The 19,132-nt window shown below is 69.8% G+C and carries 16 protein-coding genes; 8 read left to right on the forward strand and 8 right to left on the reverse strand.

Translation table 11 applies throughout. The features are described 5' to 3' along the window. Positions 1–129: 129 nt before the first annotated feature. From ACE3N6_RS11825 to ACE3N6_RS11835, 3 genes are all read left to right on the forward strand, one after another. The gene (locus ACE3N6_RS11825; protein WP_374245997.1) at positions 130–906 is read left to right on the forward strand and encodes a response regulator transcription factor; all 777 of its coding nucleotides are present in this window, start codon (positions 130–132) and stop codon (positions 904–906) included. Between the two features lie 164 nt (positions 907–1,070). Then, on the forward strand, positions 1,071–2,927 hold the full coding sequence (locus ACE3N6_RS11830; RefSeq protein WP_374245968.1) for a response regulator: 1,857 nt from the start codon (positions 1,071–1,073) through the stop codon (positions 2,925–2,927). 9 nt (positions 2,928–2,936) lie between these two features. Further along, on the forward strand, positions 2,937–4,313 hold the full coding sequence (locus ACE3N6_RS11835) for a sensor histidine kinase (RefSeq protein WP_374245969.1): 1,377 nt from the start codon (positions 2,937–2,939) through the stop codon (positions 4,311–4,313). A gap of 249 nt (positions 4,314–4,562) precedes the next feature. Here ACE3N6_RS11835 and ACE3N6_RS11840 read toward each other — a convergent pair whose 3' ends face one another. From ACE3N6_RS11840 to ACE3N6_RS11850, 3 genes are all read right to left on the reverse strand, one after another. Continuing rightward, entirely contained in the window at positions 4,563–5,423 is an 861-nt protein-coding gene (locus ACE3N6_RS11840; RefSeq protein WP_374245970.1) for a putative RNA methyltransferase, read from the reverse strand. A 131-nt stretch (positions 5,424–5,554) separates the two neighbouring features. Continuing rightward, the gene (locus ACE3N6_RS11845; protein ID WP_374245971.1) at positions 5,555–6,508 is read right to left on the reverse strand and encodes a restriction endonuclease; all 954 of its coding nucleotides are present in this window, start codon (positions 6,506–6,508) and stop codon (positions 5,555–5,557) included. Between the two features lie 86 nt (positions 6,509–6,594). Further along, entirely contained in the window at positions 6,595–7,458 is an 864-nt protein-coding gene (locus ACE3N6_RS11850) for a spermidine synthase-like protein (RefSeq protein ID WP_374245972.1), read from the reverse strand. A gap of 234 nt (positions 7,459–7,692) precedes the next feature. On the opposite strand from ACE3N6_RS11850, the gene ACE3N6_RS11855 reads away from it, so the two are divergent. The 3 genes from ACE3N6_RS11855 to ACE3N6_RS11865 all read left to right on the forward strand — a co-directional run bounded on the left by ACE3N6_RS11855 (position 7,693) and on the right by ACE3N6_RS11865 (position 13,288). Beyond that, a complete protein-coding gene (locus ACE3N6_RS11855; RefSeq protein WP_374245973.1) occupies positions 7,693–9,306 on the forward strand; it encodes a methyl-accepting chemotaxis protein in 1,614 nt (537 codons plus the stop codon). 222 nt (positions 9,307–9,528) lie between these two features. Next, positions 9,529–11,139 carry a methyl-accepting chemotaxis protein gene (locus ACE3N6_RS11860; RefSeq protein WP_374245974.1) on the forward strand — a complete coding sequence of 537 codons (1,611 nt, stop codon included), beginning with the start codon at positions 9,529–9,531 and terminating at the stop codon, positions 11,137–11,139. A gap of 133 nt (positions 11,140–11,272) precedes the next feature. Next, positions 11,273–13,288 (forward strand): TonB-dependent copper receptor, encoded by a 2,016-nt coding sequence (locus tag ACE3N6_RS11865; protein WP_374245975.1) that lies wholly within the window; start codon positions 11,273–11,275, stop codon positions 13,286–13,288. A 45-nt stretch (positions 13,289–13,333) separates the two neighbouring features. Here ACE3N6_RS11865 and modC read toward each other — a convergent pair whose 3' ends face one another. From modC to ACE3N6_RS11885, 4 genes are read right to left on the reverse strand one after another with little or no spacing between them, the layout of a single operon-like run. Then, positions 13,334–14,410, reverse strand: a complete 1,077-nt coding sequence (modC, locus tag ACE3N6_RS11870) for a molybdenum ABC transporter ATP-binding protein (protein ID WP_374245976.1) — start codon at positions 14,408–14,410, stop codon at positions 13,334–13,336. Then, complete coding sequence (gene modB / locus ACE3N6_RS11875; protein WP_374245977.1) at positions 14,407–15,096, reverse strand: molybdate ABC transporter permease subunit; 690 nt, start codon at positions 15,094–15,096, stop codon at positions 14,407–14,409. Before modB ends, modC begins: the two co-directional genes overlap by 4 nt. A 3-nt stretch (positions 15,097–15,099) precedes the next feature. Further along, the gene (gene modA, locus ACE3N6_RS11880) at positions 15,100–15,855 is read right to left on the reverse strand and encodes a molybdate ABC transporter substrate-binding protein (protein WP_374245978.1); all 756 of its coding nucleotides are present in this window, start codon (positions 15,853–15,855) and stop codon (positions 15,100–15,102) included. Positions 15,856–15,879: 24 nt separating this feature from the next. Beyond that, a complete protein-coding gene (locus ACE3N6_RS11885) occupies positions 15,880–16,707 on the reverse strand; it encodes a TOBE domain-containing protein (RefSeq protein WP_374245979.1) in 828 nt (275 codons plus the stop codon). A 158-nt stretch (positions 16,708–16,865) separates the two neighbouring features. On the opposite strand from ACE3N6_RS11885, the gene ACE3N6_RS11890 reads away from it, so the two are divergent. Both ACE3N6_RS11890 and ACE3N6_RS11895 read left to right on the forward strand, forming a co-directional pair. After that, positions 16,866–17,294 (forward strand): molybdopterin-binding protein, encoded by a 429-nt coding sequence (locus tag ACE3N6_RS11890; RefSeq protein WP_374245980.1) that lies wholly within the window; start codon positions 16,866–16,868, stop codon positions 17,292–17,294. A 331-nt stretch (positions 17,295–17,625) separates the two neighbouring features. Further along, entirely contained in the window at positions 17,626–18,075 is a 450-nt protein-coding gene (locus ACE3N6_RS11895; RefSeq protein ID WP_374245981.1) for a YbaN family protein, read from the forward strand. Between the two features lie 24 nt (positions 18,076–18,099). Here the strand turns inward: ACE3N6_RS11895 and ACE3N6_RS11900 are convergent, their stop codons facing one another. Beyond that, entirely contained in the window at positions 18,100–19,041 is a 942-nt protein-coding gene (locus ACE3N6_RS11900) for an MBL fold metallo-hydrolase (RefSeq protein ID WP_374245982.1), read from the reverse strand. Between the last annotated feature and the right edge of the window lie 91 nt (positions 19,042–19,132).

Raw genomic sequence — 19,132 nt, forward strand, 5'->3', positions numbered from 1 at the left:
CCTCCCCCCCGCCCTCCTCCTGCAGCGATGCGCGGCACCGCCAACCGGAGCGCCGCCCAGTGAGGTGGTGCGAGGCTTGAAACCACTTGAACCGGCCTTCATCGCAGGCCCCCATCGGGATTGACCACCATGCGCGTGGCGCTGACTTCTTCCGACACGGCTTTTGCCGACCCGCTGCTCGCCACCCTTGAAGAGGCCGGGCGCAGCGTGCTCCGCTTCGACACCCCCCAGCTGCTTGCCCAGGCGCTGGGCCACGAGCACTTCGACCTGCTGCTGGTGGATGGCGCCGGCTTTGGCCAGCGCCTGCCCCACAGCCTGCGCCGGCTGGCGGGTCGCCGCGGTTTCGATGCGCCGCTGATCCTGGCCAACTGCCCCGACAGCGAAACCCTGCTGGCCGACGGTTTTGCCCTGGGCGCCGACGACTTCATCCGTCGCGGCGCCGGCCCCCGGGAGGTGCTGGCCCGGATCGACGCGGTGCTGCGCCGCCGCAACCCGGCATTGTCGCGACAGACGGCGCGGCTGCACTTCCGGCCCTACAGCTTCGATCTGGCGGCCCGGGTGGCCTGCCTGCACGGCAAAGCGGTGCCCCTCACCGACAAGGAGTTCGATCTGGCGGTGTTCCTGTTCCGCAACGTGGGCCGGCTCATCACCCGGAATCGGCTGCTCGAATCCGTATGGCGCGGCCACGGGGCCATGCTCACCCGCACGGTGGACACCCACATCAGCCGCCTGCGCAAGCGCCTGGCGCTGGACAACAGCAACGGCTACCGGCTGGTATCGGCCTACGGCGCCGGCTACCGTCTGGAGCGGACGCGCGACGACTGGGTGTCGCCGCTGCGCACGGTCGCTTACGGCGTGCCCCCCACGCCCCACAGCGCCCCTCAGCCCGACGAGCACCCGGGCTGACGGGCGCGCCCCTGTGCCCGCAGCGCCTGGGGTGGCATCCTTCCACCTCGCTCCGACACGAACGCCGGCGCCGGGCCGAGAGGCCACCGACGGCGCCGCCCGGGGTCGGCCGAAACATCGCCTGCAGCGCCAGCCTCCCTGCCCAAGCCCCCGCCTGCCCAGCCATGCCCGCCACCGACACGCCCCCGCCCGACCTGGAGATGCGCCGCCAGATGCTGGCGCTGATCTTCCAGAACGAGAAGCCGTCTTATCTCTTCAATCTGCTCGCCACGGCGGGCCTGGCCATCGCCGCCCTCCAGTTTGAGGATCGCTGCCTGCTGCACCCCTGGCTGTGGCTGGCCGGCGTTGCCATTTTCAACGCCCCCTTCCACTTCCTCTGGCTCCCCGCGTTTGCGCGGGACGTGCAGAAGCCCGTGACCGAAGCGCAGCTCCGGCGCTACGAGCGGCTTGAGCTGTGGGGCACGATCTGCATGGGAAGCGGCTGGGCGGTGGGGGTTGCGGCGTACAGCTTCGCCGGCGGAACCGAGTTCCGGCTCTTCACCGCCGGCATGCTGGCGGGCCTGGGCGCCGGCGCGGTGCCCACCCTGGCCGGCGAGAAGCCCTACTACGGGTGGTTCGTGGGCCTGCTGGAAATACCGATGGTGATCGCCTGCCTGATCGGCGGCACCCCGCTGGATCGGCTGATGGCGGCCGGCGCGGCGCTCTATGCGGTGGCCATGCTCAGCAGCGCCGGCAAACTCAACACCGCACTGCGCACCTCCATCCGCCTGGGTCAGGAGCGCCTGTCCCTGCTCGAATCCACCCGTCAGGCGCTGGAGAGCGCCGAACGCGCGAGCAAGGTGAAAAGCGAGTTCCTGGCCAACATGAGCCACGAGATCCGCACCCCGATCAACGCGATCCTGGGGGTTGCCCAGGTGATGCAGCGCAGCGAAACCGACGCCGCTCGCGCCGGGCAGCTCCAGCGCATCGACATGGCGGCCGAGCACCTGCTGGGGGTCATCAACGACATCCTCGACCTGTCCAAGATCGAGGCCGGCAAGATGAGCCTGGAGACCGGCGAGGTGGCCATCGACGACGTGCTCGACCGGGTGGTGGCGCTGGTGGCCCGCGACGCCGCCGGCAAGGGCCTGAGCCTGCGCGTCGATTGCGCCCCGCTGCCCCGGCGCCTGCTGGGCGACAGCGTGCGGCTCACCCAGGCACTCCTCAACTACGCGAACAACGCGGTGAAATTCACCCCCCGAGGCACGGTGACGATCCGGGTGCGGCCGGGGGCGCAAACCGGCCAGCGGACGATGCTGCGCTTCGAGGTGGAAGATACCGGCGTGGGCATCGAGCCCGCGGTGCAGGCGCGGCTGTTCTCGGCCTTCGAGCAGGGCGACGCATCCACCACCCGGGCCTTCGGGGGCAGCGGGCTGGGGCTGGTCATCACCCGCCATCTGGCGCACCTGATGGGCGGCGAGGTGGGGGTGAGCAGCCAGCCCGGCGCGGGCAGCACCTTCTGGTTCACCGCCTGGCTCGACCGCCCCGACGCCGCCGCCGACCCCCGGCCGGCGGGCCTCTCCCTCGACGAAGCCGAGGCCGCCCTGCGCCGCGACCACGCCGGCCGGCGCGTGCTGCTGGCCGACGACGACGAGGGCAACCGCCGCCTCGCCCTGGAGATCTTCGAACCGATCCGGATCGAGATCCACATGGCCTGCTCCGGCGAAGCGGCCCTGAGCATGGCCGCGCAGACCGCCTACGACCTGATCCTGATGGACATGCGCATGCCCAGGATGGACGGCCTGGAGGCCACCCGCCGCCTGCGCCGCCTGCCCACCTGCCGGGACACGCCGATCCTGGCCCTCACCGGCAACGCCTTCCGGGAAGATCGGGAGCGCTGCCTGGACGCCGGCATGAACGACTTCATCCCCAAGCCGGTGCGCCTGGAGGTGCTCTACGCCAGGCTGCTGCAATGGCTGCCCCACTCGCCCCGAACGCGCAACCGGCCTGCGCCGCCCATCCCCCCTGACTCGAAGCCGTAAGCCCCGACCATGACCACGCCCCCTCTACTGCCGGACAGCGGCAGCCTCTGCGCTCCCGAACAGATCGCCCTGCCGGTCGTCGGCTTTCTGCTGGCCACCGCCCTGATCGCCCTGGCCGACGGCGAGCGGGGCGCGCGGCGGGCGCAGGCGCCGGTGGCGGCCCTGAGCCTCGCCCTCGGCGGCGCCATCCTCGCCTGCTCGCAGCCGGTGCTCGCGGGCAGCGTGCCTGTCGCGGCGACCGGCCTGGGGCTGGCGGTGTTGCTGGGGGCCGCGCTGCGCATGCTGAATGGGCCGGCCGGGCTGACCCTGCGCATCCCCCCGGTGGCCGGCGGGCTGGCCGGGCTGGTGGGCGCCAGCTGGGCGCTGGGCGGCCTGGGCTGGGCCCTGTACGACCCCCTGCCGCAGCTACGCGCGCTGGCCATCGCGCCCTACGGCGTGCTCGCGCTGCCGGCCAGCCTGTCGGCCCTGGGCGCCGTGCGCCGTGCCACGCCGGGCGCCGGATGGACGCTGCTGGCCACGCTCGCCTGGGCCGCGGCCGCCCTCGCGGCGCTGGCGCACCCCCTGGCGCTGGCCTCGACCCGCCCCGAAGCGAGCGTCGCCCTGCTCGCGCTGGCCGCCCCCTGCCTGTATCTGGCCATCGGCACCCGCCACCGGGCCCGGCAGGCGGCCCGGGCCCAGGACGCAATGGCACGCGAGACCGAGCGGCAGCGCGACGAGCACGCGCGCTTCTTTGACCTCCTCGCCCACGGGCTGCGCAGCCCGCTCGGGGTGCTGCTGGTGGGGCTCGCCGCGCTGAAGCGCAGCGCCGACGCCGACCGGGACGGCAGGCGCATCGAACGCCTCTCCGCCGCCGCCCTGCACATCGACACCCTGATCGACCGACACGACTGCCTGTATCGCCTCACCCGCCCGGGCTTTGTGCCGGCCCTCGCCCCCTGCTGGCACGACGCGCCGGCCCTGAGCGCGCTGCAGCGCCAGCGCCAGCTCAACCCGCAGCGCGTCTTCGAGCACGGGGAGCGGGCCCCGGACGACGAGCAGGTGCTGCTCGACCCCGAGCTGGTGACCCTGGCCCTGTGCGATCTGCTCGACAACGCCGCCCGCCACGCCAGCGGCACCTCGGCGGTGCGGCTGGAGACCGCCACGGAGGGCGGCTGCCTCCACTACCGGGTCATCAACCGCGGCGCCCCGCTGCCGTCGCTCTTCGCCGACCTGCGGCCCCGCTTCCGCCTGCCCTCGAAGGCGGAGGACGACCCGGAAGCGCGCTTCGGCGTGGGGCTCACCCTGGCCGCCCACGTGGCCCACGCCCACGGCGGCGCCCTCAGCGGCGACTGCTCGGCGTCGCTCACCACCGTCACCCTCACCTTGCCGCTGCGGCGCCCGGCCTAGCGCGGGGTGCGCATCGAGCGCGACGCTGGCACGGGCCCTGCTGTCTCTCCTGGGAATTCAGGTTTCGGGAGAAGGATCGTGGAGAGCGGATTGGTCGAGATCGTTGCGCTGGCCACGCTTGGCGCCTATTCGCCGCTGGCGCTGGCGCTTGCCTGGCGAGCGCTCCGATGCACCGGCAAGGCGCAGCGCTGAGGCGATGCGCCCACCGATGGTGCAATGCAACACCCTGCCGGGCAGGGCGACGGCCGGTCAGGCGCGGGCGGGGTCGTCGGCGCTGCGGGCCAGCAGCGCGATGCGCACATCCACGGTGATGTCGAGCCCGTCGAGGGCGGCCGCGCGGGCCCGCCCCTCGGCCGTGGCGCGGTACAGGTGGGGCGTCATCGTGAGCAGGTCGGCGATCTGCGCACGGCTGGTGAGGCGGGCCGGGTAGCGCAGGGTGTCCTCCGACAGCAGCGCAAAGCCGGCGGGCGGCGCGAAGGCCCGCCGGGGGTCGTCCTTCAGGCGCGGGTAGATGATCTCGCGCAGCTCGCGCAGGTGGTCGGGCCCGGCATCCACCTGCACGATGCGCCCGCCGGGGCGGAGCACCCGGGCGAATTCGGCGTGGACCGGAAAGCCGAACAGGCACAGCAGCCGGTCGAGGCTGGCGGGGCGCACCGGCAGCCTGGCGTTGGTGCCCACCACCCAGGTGGCGCGCTTCTCCTGGCGGGCGGCGGCCTGCACCGCCCATTTGGAGATGTCCAGCCCGAGGATCTCCAGGGTCAGCCCGGGCGGGGCGGCGGCGGCCAGCTCGCGCAGGTAGTAGCCCTCGCCGCAGCCGGCGTCGAGACAGCCCGCCGGCGCGCCCGGCGCCAGATCGGCCAGCGCGGCCCGCGCCGTGGCGGCCGCGATGGGCTGGTACACGCCGCTCTCCAGGTAGCGCCGCCGGGCGGCGATCATCTCCTTGCTGTCGCCGGGGTCCTTCGAGCGTTTGTACTGAACGGGCAGCAGGTTGGCGTAGCCCTGGCTGGCGATGTCGAAGCTGTGACCGGCGGCGCAGCGCCAGGTGGCGCCGTGACGCTGCAGCGCGGCGCCGTCGAGGGGGCAGGCGAGGGCCTGGAAGGGCTGGATCATGAGCGCGGGGCCCGCCGCCCGCCGCAAGCCGAAAGGGCCGGCGGCGCGGGGGGCGGGCTGGAGGACGGGGGCAGCCGGATTGTGCCCAAAGTGGCGAGCGGCGTCATCCGGCCGCCAGCGGCGGGGGCGGCTCAGACGTCGGCGGTGTGACGGGCGGCCCGGACCCCGCGCATGCCGAGCTTGGCCCGGCAGCGGGGATAGCTGGAGCAGCCCCAGAACGGGCCGTGCTTGCCCTGGCGGGGGGTCATGCCGGCGCCGCAGGCCGGGCAGGTGGGGGTGGTCCAGTCGCCCTCGGTGGCCAGTTCGAGCAGGCGGCGGCTGGCGTCGTCGGGCAGGCGCTGGATCATGGCGAGGATCAGCCGGCCGTCGATGAGGGTGATGCGGTTGATCGCGGCGAACTCCCGGGCGTTGTCGGTGAAGCCGTTGGGGGCCATGAAGAAGGCCCGCTCGATGTTTTCGTGGGCCATCGCGCCGCGCAGCTCGCGCATGGTCTTGACGCCGACCGGCTGGCCCCAGGCCTTGCACTGGACGATGGCGGTGCAGCGGTCGAGGTCGTCCGGGTCCTGGTAGAGGCGGATGTCCACGCCGCCGTCGGCGCCCATCCGGGTGGTGGCGGCCTTGATGCCCTTCTCGTTGTAGAAGGCGCAGCAGACGTCCTCGAAGCGCTTCCATTCCATGCGGTCGATCACGTCGAGGGACCACTCGGCGGGCCGGTCGGCCACGTCGCGATGGGCGGCGACGCCCCGATACCCGCGGCGCTCGCCGACGAACTCGGACAGGGGCATCACGAACTCGGACAGGGGCGCCATGAACTGCGGCAGGGGCGCCGCGTCGTGGTGGGCCTGGGTGACGTAGCGGATGAAGGCGAGCAGCCCGAAGACGAGGGCCCCGAAGAGGAAGAACCCCTGGACGACGGGCAGCATGCCCTTGAGGTGACCGTGGCCGCCGATCGCCAGCGGCGCGATGCCGAAGACGATCAGCAGGCAGGCCAGGGCAAACAGGGCCGCGGGCTTCCAGCTGGGGGGAGCGGGACGGTCGGGCACGACGGCGCCGGCCGCGACACCGTGACGGCTGTAATCGGACATCTTCTTTCGCGCATGACAAACGAAGCCGCAATTTTAAGGGCATTTAATTCATAAGTCATTGCAAAACATCGTCTCGTGAAGCGGCTTCAGCCGAAACGGATGCGCCGGCTGCGCTCCAGCCGCTGGGCGAAGCGGGGGTAATCCAGCCCGGTGCGGGTGCGCAGGGCCTTGGCCAGATTGCCGATCTCGCGCCAGCGGGGGGTGAAGCCCGGCTGGCGGAAGGCGAAGACGATGTCGTTGCCGTCGGGCAGGCGGATGGTGAGCAGGCGGTCGTCGAAGACCTGGGCGATCATCGCCAGGTGGTCTTCGCGGCTGTCCTTGTCGCCGGCCAGATTGGCCACCATCACGCCACGCCCGGAGAGGGCGTCATGCACGTTCTGGTAGAAGCCGATGGAGCTGACCGAACCGGACAGGCCGTGGCGGTCGAAGGCGTCCATCATCACCACGTCGGGGCGCTCATCCCACGCGCGGCTCTTCACCACCCAGTCGGCGCCGTCGCCTTCGATCACGCTGAGGCGGGCGTCGTCGGGCGGCAGCTCGAACTCGTCCCGGAAGGCGATCACGTGGGGGTCGATCTCGACCACCGTGATCTTCGCCGAACCCACGTGGCGGTAGCAGAACTTGGCCAGCGACCCGCCGCCGAGACCCAGCATCAGGATCTGCCGCGGGCGCGGGCAGAACAGCAGGAAGCCCATCATCGCCTGGGTGTAATCGAGCACCAGGGCGTATGGATCCTTCAGGCTCATGGTGCTCTGGATCAGCGACAGCGAGAAATGCAGGCTGCGGGTGGTGCCGTCGTCGATCACGAAGGGCTTGTCGTATTCGCCCGAGCGCACCTGACGCAGCAGGCACGGGCCGTCGCAGTCGGCGGGCTCGAGAAGCCGGATGGTGTCGGTGTCAGACAGGAAGGGGCTGGGCAGGACGAGAATGGAAGGCGACGAAGCGGGCACGGCGAATCTTGCGTGGGCGTGACGAGCGCCCATTGTAAGGCCACGCACCCCGGATGCGGCGTGGCGACGGATGGCAGCTTCATAGCCACCGCCCCGTCGCAGCCGAACCGGGGGAAGCGCCGGACAGTCACCACTAAAGTTGTAACACCCGGCGTCGTTACCGCCTATTAGCGCGACCTGTTGGAGGTGCTACAGGCCGCCGGAAGACTGCCCAAACACCTCTCGGGGAAAAACATGACCATCGCCAAACGCCTCATGCTGCTCGTCGGCGCCACCCTTGTCAGCCTGCTGACGCTGACCTTCATCAATTACCAGCAAATGAACAAGGTATTCGATGCTGCCAACCACGCCACCATCAACGTAGTGCCAAGCCTCGACCTCCTTATCAAGGCATCCTCGGACTACGGCCGGCTACGGGTGCGTGTCTTCCGCCATGTGCTGGCCACCGATCCCGCCGAGATGGCCGAGATCGAGAAGACGCTGGCCGAGGCCCATACATGGATCGGCCAGTCCCTGAAGAAATACGAGGAGTACATCGCCGACGCTGAGGACAAGCGCCTTCTGGAGGTCGAAAAGCAGTCGCTCGCCGAATACAACAAGGCCATCGAGGGCGTGGTGTTGCTCTCCCGAGAGAACAAGGTCGAAGAAGCGCGGGCTCTGCTGAAGCGGATTCAGAACAAGGAGGTGAAGGTTATCGACGACCTGAGAGCCCATGTGAAATACAACGAGCAAATCGCCCAACGGGCCGCGGCGGAAGCCATCGACGCCAAGCACACCGCCACCTGGATCGCCTTCGGGATCCTCGGCGTCTCCGCGATGGTGATGATCGTCATCAGCCTGCTGACGATCCGCAGCATCACCCGCCGCATCGCCGAAGCCACCGAGATGACCGCCCGCATCGCCGAAGGCGACCTGCGCCAGACCCCGCCCACCTCCGGCACCGCCGACGACGAGATCGGCCAAATCCTGACCGCCCTCGAAAAGATGCGTGCCGAGCTCGCCCAGACGATCAGTGGCGTCATCGCCAATTCCAACCAGGTGGCCAGTTCGGCCTCCGAGCTGTCGGCCACCGCGCACCAGGTTTCGGTGAGCAGCGAACAGCAGTCTTCGTCCACGGCGTCGGCTGCCGCCGCGGTGGAAGAGCTGACGGTGAGCATCGACCACGTGGGCTCCAGCGCCGACGAAGCCAACGAACGCGCCATCGAGGCCGGTCGCCAGGCGGCCAACAGCGGCGCCGAAGTGACCGCCGCCGCCGACAAGATCGGCAAGGTGGCCGATCAGGTGGAGAACACCTCCGGCCAGATCCAGCAGCTCTCCGAGCAGGTCCAGCAGATCGACAAGATCACCGTGGTGATCCGCGAAGTGGCCGACCAGACCAATCTCCTCGCGCTCAACGCCGCGATCGAAGCCGCCCGCGCCGGCGAACAGGGCCGCGGCTTCGCGGTGGTGGCCGACGAGGTACGCAAGCTCGCCGAACGCACCACCAGCTCGGTGCGCGAGATCAGCAACGTCATCAGTGCCATCCAGCAGGGCGCCATCGGTGCGGCGACCAGCATGCAGTCGAGCCGCACCCTGGTGGGCGAGGTGGTGTCTTCGGCCACCGCCGCCAGCAATTCGATGGGCAACATCCGTAATGGCGCCCACACGATGCAGGGCGCGATCGAGAGCATCAGCGATGCCCTGCGCGAACAGCGCGGCGCCTCCACCGAGCTGGCCCGCAACGTCGAGGCCATCGCCCAGATGTCGGAGGAAAACTCGGCTGCTGTAACGTCGGTGGCCGATACAGCTCATCGCCTGGTTGGCGTCTCGGATCAGCTCAAATCTAGCGTGGCGCGCTTCCGGGTGTAAGTCGGCCGAACTTCCAGATCGGCGGCCTCCCTTGGTGGCCGCCCGGCAGGGACAAAGCGAACTGCAGCAGCGGAAATCAATAGAAACGAAACGGACCGGCCATCGAACCCTATTGAAGCTATTTCCAGGTCATCCCTTCAAGTTCTGGCGCGGAATGCCGTTGCTGGCGACACAGCCCGCCAACAACGGCACGCATTGTCGTCCGACGCAGAGAGACCTGTTATGACCATTTCCCGACGCCTGCAGCTCCTTGTTGCCATCGCCATCGCGAGCCTGCTCATCCTTGCCGGCATCAACGTTTACCAGATGAACCGCGTCTTCGATGCGGCCAGCTTTGGCAACGAGAACGTAGTCCCCAGCATCCGGCTGCTCAACACCGTGACCTCTGAAATGGGGCGTGCGCGGGTGCGCGCCTACCGCTACACCATCCAGACCGACCCCGCCGACCGGGCCAAGCTCGATACGATGCTCCAGGAAGCCCGGACCATGATGGACAAAGCGCTCAAGGAATACGAGCCTCTCATCGCCAACGAAGAGGATCGCAAGATGCTGGAAGCGGAGCGTGCCAGCCTCGCTGAATACAACGCACACATCGACGAAGCCCTAGCCCTAGCCCGCGCCGGCAAGAACGCAGAAGCGCAGGCGATCCTGATCAATAACGTCGGTCTGGCTCTGCGCTTTGACGATCAACTTTCCGCCCACCGACACCTCAACGAGAAACTCGCCCAGGAAGCGACCGCCAACGGCCTCGCCACCAAATCGAGCGCCACCTGGATTGCTGGCGCCTTGCCCGTTTTCGCGGGGGTTCTCTTCTTGCTGTTCGGGCGGAGCATCGGCCTGAGCATCACCAATCGCCTCGACGACGCCAACCGGATGGCCGAACGGATCGCCAACGGCGACCTGACGTCCGCGGGCCCGCTCAACCACAACCGTGACGAGATCGGCCGGCTGCTGGGCGCCCTCGAAAAGATGCGTACCGAACTGTCCAGCACCATCCAGCAGGTCATCAGCAGCTCCACCGAGGTAGCCGGCTCGGCGACACAGCTGTCCACCGCAGCCCAGCAGGTCTCGGTGAGCAGCGAGCAGCAGTCGGCCGCCACCGCCTCGGCCGCCGCCGCGGTTGAAGAACTGACCGTGAGCATCGACCACGTGGGCAACAGCGCCGAGGACGCCAGCCACCGCGCGGCGGAAGCCGGCAGCCGGGCCGCCGAAAGCGGCCGTGGCGTCGACGCGGCCGCCATCAAGATCAACCAGATCGCCTCCCAGGTGGAGAGCACCGCCGAGCAGATCCAGACCCTGTCTGAGCAGGTCCGCCAGATCGACTCGATCACCGTGGTGATCCGCGAAGTGGCCGACCAGACCAACCTGCTGGCCCTCAACGCCGCCATCGAAGCCGCCCGCGCCGGCGAGCAGGGCCGCGGCTTTGCGGTGGTGGCCGACGAGGTGCGCAAGCTGGCCGAACGCACCACCAGCTCGGTGCGCGAGATCAGCAACGTCATCAGCACCATCCAGCAGGGCGCGGTGGGCGCGGTGACGAGCATGCAGTCCAACCGCGCGCTGGTCACCGAGGTGGTCGCCTCGGCCGGCGCGGCCAGCGATTCGATGGGCAGCATCCGCGACTCGGCCAGCACCATGCACGGCGCGATCGAGAGCATCAGCGACGCCCTGCGCGAGCAGCGCGGCGCCTCCACCGAGCTGGCCCGCAACGTCGAAGCCATCGCCCAGATGTCGGAGGAAAACTCCGCCGCGGTGGCCTCGGTGGCCGGCACGGCCCACCGGCTGGTGACTGTTTCGGACAGCCTCAAGTCCAGCGTGGCCCGTTTCCGCGTCTGAGCGACAGGCTTGCCAGATCAGGCTGCGACACTATGACGCACCGTTTTGGTGCATGATTTTGCGATCCATCAACCTTTTTCGGTAGGCCGGGATTTAAGGTGCGCGCTCTTGCCAAATAACAGGGAGCGTCACCATGATCCGCCGTGTTCCGCACCGGCCCGCCGTCCTTCCGCTGGCCCTCGCCAGCGCCTTCGCCTGCAGCCTGCCGGCCCTCGCCGCCCAGCCCGAAACCCTCGGCCAGGTGGTCGTCACCGCGCCGGCGATGGAAGCGCCGCTCACCGTCACCACCGACCCCCGCGCGCCGCGCCAGCCGGTGCCCGCCCATGACGGCGCCGACTACCTCAAGACCATCCCTGGCTTCTCGGTGATCCGCAAGGGCGGCACCGACGGCGATCCGGTGTTCCGCGGCATGGCCGCTTCCCGGCTCGGCATCCTGCTCGACGGCGAGATGATCCTCGGCGGCTGCGGCATGCGCATGGACCCGCCCACCGCCTACGTCTTCCCCGAAGCCTTCGACCGCATCACCGTGCTGAAGGGCCCGCAGACGGTCAAGTACGGCCCCGGTAACAGCGCCGGCGTGGTGCTCTTCGAGCGCAGCCCCAAGGTGCGCAGCGGCTACTCGGCCTACGCCGACGCCAGCCTGCTGGTGGGCAACTTCGGGCGCAACGATCAGATGTTCGAGGCCGGCGTCGGCAACGAGCGTTTCTACGGCGAGATCACCGGCACCCATTCCCACGCCCAGGACTACCGCGACGGCAAGGGCCGCAGCGTGCATTCGGCCTACGACCGCTGGAGCACCAACGGCGCCCTGGGCTGGACGCCCGACGCCGACACCCGCCTTGAGCTGACCTTCGCCCGCAGCGACGGCCGCGCCGCCTATGCCGACCGCTCAATGGACGGCGTCAAGTTCGACCGCAGCAACGTCGGGCTGAAGTTCGAGAAGCAGCGGATCAGCCCGCTGCTGGCCAAGCTGGAAGCGCAGGTCTATCACAATTACGTGGATCACGTGATGGACAACTACACCCTGCGCACGCCGCCGATGATGAAGATGGTGAGCAACCCGGATCGCCAGACCCAGGGCGGGCGCATCGCCGCAACGCTGGATCTGTCGCCCCGCACCAGCCTCGAGACCGGCCTCGACTTCCAGCGCAACGAGCACACCCTGCGCACCGCCAGCGGCGCCGCCACAGGCACCTTTGCCAGCAAGCCCCGGGTTGCGGACATGGGCTTCAAGAGCTGGGGCGTGTTCGGCGAACTCGCCCACGAGCTGAATGCCGGCAACCGTCTGCTGGGCGGCGCGCGGGTGGACTTCAGCGAGGCCGAAGACAAGCGTTCCGGCCGCAGCACCTCCGGCCAGACCGACAAGGACACCCTCAAGGCCGGCTTCCTGCGCTGGGAGAACGCCTACGCCCCCACCACCACCCTCTTCGCCGGCCTCGGCCACAGCGAGCGCAGCGCCGACTACTGGGAGCGCAGCAAGTCGCCGGCCGCCACCGCCATGACCAGCGGCAGCGCGAGCACCTTCCTGCTCAAGCCCGAAAAGACCACCCAGCTCGACACCGGCGCCATCTACGCCGCCGGCGGGCTCCGGGCGTCCGTCTCGGCCTTCTACGCCAAGCACAAGGATTTCATCCAGATCCGCCGCATCGACGCCTACGCCAGCGACGCCACCAACATCGACGCCACCACCTACGGCCTCGAAGGCGACCTGAGCTACCGCCTCGCCACCTTCTGGCAGACCTACGCCACCCTGGCCTGGACCCACGGCGAAAACGACAGCACCGGCCAGCCGCTGTCGCAGATCGCCCCGCTGGAGGCCCGCCTGGGCGCCGGCTACGACGACCGCACCTGGAGCGGCGGCGCCCTGCTGCGCCTGGTGCAGGGCCAGAAGCGCTACGACACCAACTACGGCAACATCGTCGGGCAGGACATCGGCAGTTCGGCCGGCTTTGCGATCTTCTCGGTCAATGGCGGTTATCGTCCGGCCAAGGGCACCCTCATCAGCGCCGGCGTGGATAACCTGTTCGACAAGACCTACGCCGAGTTCATCAGCCGCGGCGGCGCCAGCATCGGCGGCTTCACCCAGACCACCCGGGTGAACGAGCCGGGCCGCACCCTGTGGCTGAAAGCCAACTTCGAGCTGCGCTGAGCGCCGCCGGCCACCTCGCCCCCGCCGCCGGGGGCCGGGTGGCCGTCAGCCCACCAGCGCCACCGACTTGATCTGTGCCACCACCGCCATTCCCTCCACCAGCCCCAGCTGATCCTTCGACAGCCGGGTGATGCGGGCCAGCAGACGCGTGCCGGCCGCGTCCAGGCTCACCAGACACTGGGCCGGGTGGGCCCCCGGCGCAAAGCCCAGCACCCGCGCCGGCAGCCGGTTGACGATGCTCGACGGGTTGTCGGCCACCAGGGCGATGCTCACGTCCCGCGCCTGGATCTTGAGCCGCGCGGCGGCCCCCAGCGGCAGGGGCTTGCGGGTCACCTGGATGCTGCCGCCGGCAAAGGCCAGCCGGGTGAGCTGGTAGGCCTCGTCGTGGGCGGCCACGGTGGTATCGACCAGCACCGCCGCGTCCTCGTCCAGCGCCAGGGGCAGATCCACCCGGGCCAGCAGCTCGCGGCACGGCCCGCTGGCGCGCACCCGGCCCTGCTCCAGCAGCACCAGATGGTCGGCCAGCCGCAGCACCTCGTCCATCGAATGACTCACGTACAGCACCGGAATCGCCAGCTCGTCGTGCAGACGCTCCAGGTAGGGCAGGATCTCCTGCTTACGGGCCGCGTCGAGGGCCGCCAGCGGCTCGTCCATCAGTAGCAACCGCGGGCTGGTGAGCAGCGCCCGGGCAATCGCCACCCGCTGCCGCTCGCCGCCCGAGAGACGATCCGGGCGGCGGTCGAGCAGGTGTCCGATGCCCAGCAGCGCCACCGCCGCGTCGTGCCCCACCCGACGCTCGGCCGGGGCGATGCGCTTCTGGCCAAAGGCCAGGTTGTCCCGCACCGACAGGTGGGCAAACAGGCTCGCCTCCTGGAACACGTAGCCCAGCGCCCGCTTGTGGGTGGGCAGGCAGATGCGCCGGGCGTCGTCCTGCCACACCTCGCCGTTCACCTCCACCCGCCCCGCGCCCCGCGCCAGCCCCGCCACGCAGCGCAGCAGGGTCGTCTTGCCCGAGCCCGAAGCCCCGAACAGCGCCGTCACGCCCCGCCCGGGCAGAGCCAGATCCACATCCAGCGCAAAATCCGCCAGGGGCAGGCGGGCCTGGATCGACAGCCCGCTCATGACCCGAACCCCGAGGTGTTGCGGGCGCCGCCAAAGCGGTAGAGCAGCACCAGCGTGAGGAAGGAAAAGGCCACCAGCCCCGCCGCCAGCTCGTGGGCCTGGGCGTACTCGAAAGCCTCCACGTGGTTGTAGATCTGCACCGACAGCACCTGGGTCTTGCCCGGAATGTTGCCGCCGATCATCAGCACCACGCCAAACTCACCCACGGTGTGGGCAAAGCCCAGCACCGCCGCGGTGAGCAGCCCCGGCCGGGCCAGGGGCAGCGCCACCTTGAAGAACGCCTCCGCCGGCGACGCGCGCAGGGTGGCCGCCACCTCCAGCGGGCGCTCGCCCATCGCCATGAACGCGTTCTGGATCGGCTGCACCACGAAAGGCAGCGAGTAGAACACCGAAGCCACCACCAGCCCCGGGAAGGTGAAGGGCAGCCCGCCCAGCCCGAGCGCCTCGGTGAGCCGCCCCACCGGGCCGGACGGCCCCAGCACGATCAGCAGGTAAAAGCCCAGCACCGTGGGCGGCAGCACGATGGGCAGCGCCACCACCGCCCCCACCGCGCTGCGCAGGGGCGAACGGGTGCGGGCCAGCCACCAGGCGATGGGCGTGCCGACCGCCAGCAGCAGCACCGTGACCAGCCCCGCCAGCTTGAAGGTCAGCCACACCGCCAACCAGTCGTCGTTCGAGAGATCCATGCTTCAGCGCTCGTAACCGTAAGTGCGGATCACCGCCAGCGCCGCCGGCGACTTGAGGTAGTCCATCAGCGCCGCCGCCGCAGCGCTGCCCTTGCCCTTGTCGAGCACCACCGCATCCTGGCGGATCGGGGTGTGCAGCCGGGCCGGCACCAGCCAGTGCGAACCGTCGATGAGCTTGCCGTCGCGGTGGATCTGGGCGAAGGCGATGAAGCCCAGCTCGGCGCTGCCCGACACCACGAACTGCTGGGCCTGGGTGATGCTCTCGCCGGTCACGAGCTTGCCCTGCAGCGCGTCGGCCACGCCCAGCGCCTTCAGGGTCTCCGTCGCCGCCAGCCCGTAGGGCGCCAGCTTGGGGTTGGCGATGGCGAGGTGCTCGAACCGGCCCGCCCGGAGCACCTCGCCCTTGTCGTCCACCAGCCCCGGCCGGGGCGACCACAGCACCAGCCGGCCGATGGCGTAGGTGAACTGGCTGCCCGCCACCCCGTCGCCCTCCCTCGCCAGCCGGGCCGGCGTCTCGTCGTCGGCCGCCAGCAGCACCTGGAAGGGCGCGCCGGACTTGATCTGGGCGTAGAACTTGCCCGTGGAGCCGAACACCAGCCGGGCCTTGTGGCCGGTGGCCTTCTCGAAGTCGGCGGCGATCCGCTGCATCGGCGCGGTGAAGTTGGCGGCCACCGCCACCGACACCTCGTCGGCCCGGGCGGCCGACGCGGCGCCCGCCAGGGCAAGGCTCAGGGCAAGCACGCGAAACAAGGTTTTCATGGGTTCTCTCCGGTAGCGGGAAGGTCAATCGAAGACGGCAAGGATCACCGACGTGGCCTGGAACACCGCGCAGGCCGGCACGCCCACCGCCAGCTCAAGCTCGTCGATGCTGTCGTGGGTGACCACCGCGGTGAGGTTGCGCCCCCCGGGCAGGGTGATCGTCACCTCCGAGCTGACCGGCCCGGCGTGGATCGCCGACACCGTGCCCCACAGGTGGTTGCGGGCGGTGGTGCGCGCGGCCGGGTCGGTCACGATGAGCACCGACGGCGCCTTCACGAAGGCGTGCACCTCCTTGCCGATGGTCAGCGCCAGGTTCTCGGCGCTGGCCCGGGTAATCACCGCCACCAGCTCGTTGGCGTCGTCCAGGCGCAGGCGCACCTCGAAGCTCACCTCGCCCTCGCGCAGGCCGGTAATCGCCCCGACGAACTGGTTGCGCGCGCTGGTGCGCATCGACATGCGCCGCAGCAAGGTCTGGAACTCCCGCACCGTACTGCCGTCGGCCCCGCCCAGGCGCTGGGAGAGCCGGTCGATGGCGTCCTGGTATTCCTGCTCCACCGCCCGGTACATGGCGATCACCCGCCGGCCATAGTCGGTGACGGCGGTTCCGCCCCCGTGCCGGCCGCCCACCGAGCGCGCCACCAGCGGCGCCTCGGCGAGGTTGTTCATCGCATCCACCGCGTCCCACGCCGCCTTGTACGACAGCGGCACCGCCTTGGCGGCCTGGGAGATCGAGCCGTAGCGGTCGATGGCCTCCAGCAGGCGGATGCGGGTGTCGCCAAGAAAGGTGCCGAACTCGGTATCGACTGTCAGCTTTCCGACAAGTTTGTGCTGAACGGGGCGGCGGCTTGTCATGAATCTACCTATATAAGCGGATATACAACGGTGCGTACTCTACGCCAGCAAATAACGGGCCACAAATGCTGCGCTGCGCTATGGTTGTCTCCACCCAGCCCGACCCCGTAAGGTGGGCAGCACGGTCGACCGCCCTTCCCCGCAATCAGGAGCCCACCATGAAGATCAGCGCACGCAATGTGTTCGACGGCATCGTCGCGGCCATCAAGCCCGGCCCCATCAACAGCGAAGTGGACATCGACCTGCCCGGCGGCGTCCGGATCGTCGCCACCGTCACCCACGACAGCGTGGCGGAGCTGGGCCTCGCGGCCGGCAGACCGGCGAAGGCCATCGTCAAGGCGTCGTCGGTGCTGGTGCTGGCCGACGGGGCCGGTGTGAAGCTCTCCGCCCGCAACCGCCTGGAGGGCACCGTCAGCGCCATCGTCCAGGGCCCGGTGAGCAGCAGCGTGACCATCGCCCTGCCCCAAGGCGCCAGCGTGTGCGCCACGGTCACCCACGAGGGCCTGCTCGCCCTGGGCCTGAAGGTGGGCGACCCGGCTACCGCCGTCTTCAAGGCCCCCGCGGTGATCGTCGGCGTCGACGCCTGAGCGGCCGCGGCAGCGCCCCCCCGGATGGTGCAGGGCGGAACGCCGACCGGCGCGCCGCCCTGTCTTGCTATATCGGCCGCTACATAGCGCAGCCTGCCACGGCCGGCATTGGCGATAGCACGCCGCTATTTCTATCAGAGATCAATTCAACTGGAGCGATTCACCGCGAAGATCGATACTTGCCTCGACACCGCCGCCGGCACGCCAGCCGGGCATCGACCCGCGTCGGCGACGGTGTGAAAAACCCCTCGGAGGGCCCTCTCCGGCGCGAACCACCGGCCTCGGTCGGCGCTCAAACGCTTGCCGAGCCCATCGCCCCCCGGAGAGAACCGTGGAACGAGAACAACAAGACAGGATCGCCGCCATGCCCCGCTGCCAGGATGCCACCTCCATCGCCGCCCCCGCCGGGGATCTGCTCTCGAGCGCCGGCCGCCACGGCCTGTTCGTGCTCGGTGGCGTCAGCTTCGCGGTCGGCGCCGTTGGGCTGGTGCTGCCGCTGCTCCCCACCACCATCTTCTGGATCGTCGCGGCCTGGGCCTGGAGCAAGAGCTGTCCGCGCCTCCAGCAGCGCCTCTACGCCGCGCCCGGCGTCGGCCAACACGTGCGCGCCTGGATCGAGGAGGGGCGCATCAGCCGACGGGGCAAGCACTTCGCCCTGGGCGGCCTGGCCTTCGGGCTGGCCACCAGCGCCTGGGCCCTGGCGGCCACGCCGCTCATCCTGGCGGCGGTGGGGCTGCCGCAGATCGCCGCCGGCTTTTACATCGCCAGCCGGCCGGAGTGACCCGACCGGCCCGGCCACCGCCCGTCAGCGGTTGGCCAGCCACACGTCCAGCCCCTGGGCGTTGAGTTCCACGTCCAGCGCCAGAATCCTGCGCGCCTCATCGGCCGACACCCGCCAGCCGCTGCGCTTCGCCTCGTCGGCCACCAGCGCCCAGATGTCCTCCTCGATGCGCTGCTTGCGTGCCTCGCCCGCCGCGGCATGGCGCTCGGCAATCGCCACATGGGCGTCGATCAGGCGGTGCAGGTCGGCGGCCAGCCGGGGCACATCGGTCACCTGGGCGTAGTGGGTGAGATACATCGCCGCCGGCTGCTCGGCCTCCATGCGGCGGATCGAGTCGTGCATCGCATCGGGCTCGAACTGCACCGGCGTGGTGGTGGGGAAGATGCTCGGCCGGCCGTCCACGTCGAACTGCCGGTAGGACAGCCCGAAGGTGTCGCCCGTGAAGAAGCTGCGGCTGCGGGTGTCGAAGTAGCACACGTGATGGCGGGCGTGCCCCGGCGTGTCGAACACCCGGATCGTCCGCCCGGCCAGGGACAGCTCCAGCCCGTCGGTGGCCTCCACGATGCGCGCGACCGGCACCGGAATCAGCTCGCCGTAGAGTTCCTTCGCCCGCTCCGGGCCATACACCGCCGACACCCCGGCGAACAGCTTCGAGGGCTCCGCCATGTGCCGCGCGCCACGGGGGTGCACCACCAGCTTCGCGTTGGGAAACGCCTGCATGAAGGCGCCCGCGCCGCCGGCGTGGTCCAGGTGGATGTGGGTGAGCATCACGTAGTCCACCGCCTCGGGCGACAGGCCGGTCTCCGCCAGCGCCTGCTCCACGTGCACCAGCGCCGCATTGTTGCCGGTATCGACCAGCGCGGCGCGGCCGCCCTCCTCGATCAGGTGGATCGCCGCCACACCCGTACCCGTGTAGCCCGAATCCACGGCGAAGATCCCGTTACCGAAAGCGCTCAAACCCTGCATCGTCATCCCCCAGCCAAAAAAAGCCGATTCTATCCATTCGGCAGCGTATGGCGTCCGATTGCGTTACGTCAATGTTTCAGTTTCAAAAAAA

The organism is Zoogloea sp. (genome assembly GCF_041904905.1).
In the GTDB taxonomy this organism is placed as follows: domain Bacteria; phylum Pseudomonadota; class Gammaproteobacteria; order Burkholderiales; family Rhodocyclaceae; genus Zoogloea.

Bases quoted from the DNA above. Each gene is read 5' to 3' on its own strand.
- ACE3N6_RS11825 (WP_374245997.1), top strand. From the start codon at position 130: ATGCGCGTGGCGCTGACTTCTTCCGACACGGCTTTTGCCGACCCGCTG.
- ACE3N6_RS11830 (WP_374245968.1), top strand. From the start codon at position 1,071: ATGCCCGCCACCGACACGCCCCCGCCCGACCTGGAGATGCGCCGCCAG.
- ACE3N6_RS11835 (WP_374245969.1), top strand. From the start codon at position 2,937: ATGACCACGCCCCCTCTACTGCCGGACAGCGGCAGCCTCTGCGCTCCC.
- ACE3N6_RS11840 (WP_374245970.1), bottom strand. From the start codon at position 5,423: ATGATCCAGCCCTTCCAGGCCCTCGCCTGCCCCCTCGACGGCGCCGCG.
- ACE3N6_RS11845 (WP_374245971.1), bottom strand. From the start codon at position 6,508: ATGTCCGATTACAGCCGTCACGGTGTCGCGGCCGGCGCCGTCGTGCCC.
- ACE3N6_RS11855 (WP_374245973.1), top strand. From the start codon at position 7,693: ATGACCATCGCCAAACGCCTCATGCTGCTCGTCGGCGCCACCCTTGTC.
- ACE3N6_RS11860 (WP_374245974.1), top strand. From the start codon at position 9,529: ATGACCATTTCCCGACGCCTGCAGCTCCTTGTTGCCATCGCCATCGCG.
- ACE3N6_RS11865 (WP_374245975.1), top strand. From the start codon at position 11,273: ATGATCCGCCGTGTTCCGCACCGGCCCGCCGTCCTTCCGCTGGCCCTC.
- modC (WP_374245976.1), bottom strand. From the start codon at position 14,410: ATGAGCGGGCTGTCGATCCAGGCCCGCCTGCCCCTGGCGGATTTTGCG.
- modB (WP_374245977.1), bottom strand. From the start codon at position 15,096: ATGGATCTCTCGAACGACGACTGGTTGGCGGTGTGGCTGACCTTCAAG.
- modA (WP_374245978.1), bottom strand. From the start codon at position 15,855: ATGAAAACCTTGTTTCGCGTGCTTGCCCTGAGCCTTGCCCTGGCGGGC.
- ACE3N6_RS11885 (WP_374245979.1), bottom strand. From the start codon at position 16,707: ATGACAAGCCGCCGCCCCGTTCAGCACAAACTTGTCGGAAAGCTGACA.
- ACE3N6_RS11890 (WP_374245980.1), top strand. From the start codon at position 16,866: ATGAAGATCAGCGCACGCAATGTGTTCGACGGCATCGTCGCGGCCATC.
- ACE3N6_RS11900 (WP_374245982.1), bottom strand. From the start codon at position 19,041: ATGCAGGGTTTGAGCGCTTTCGGTAACGGGATCTTCGCCGTGGATTCG.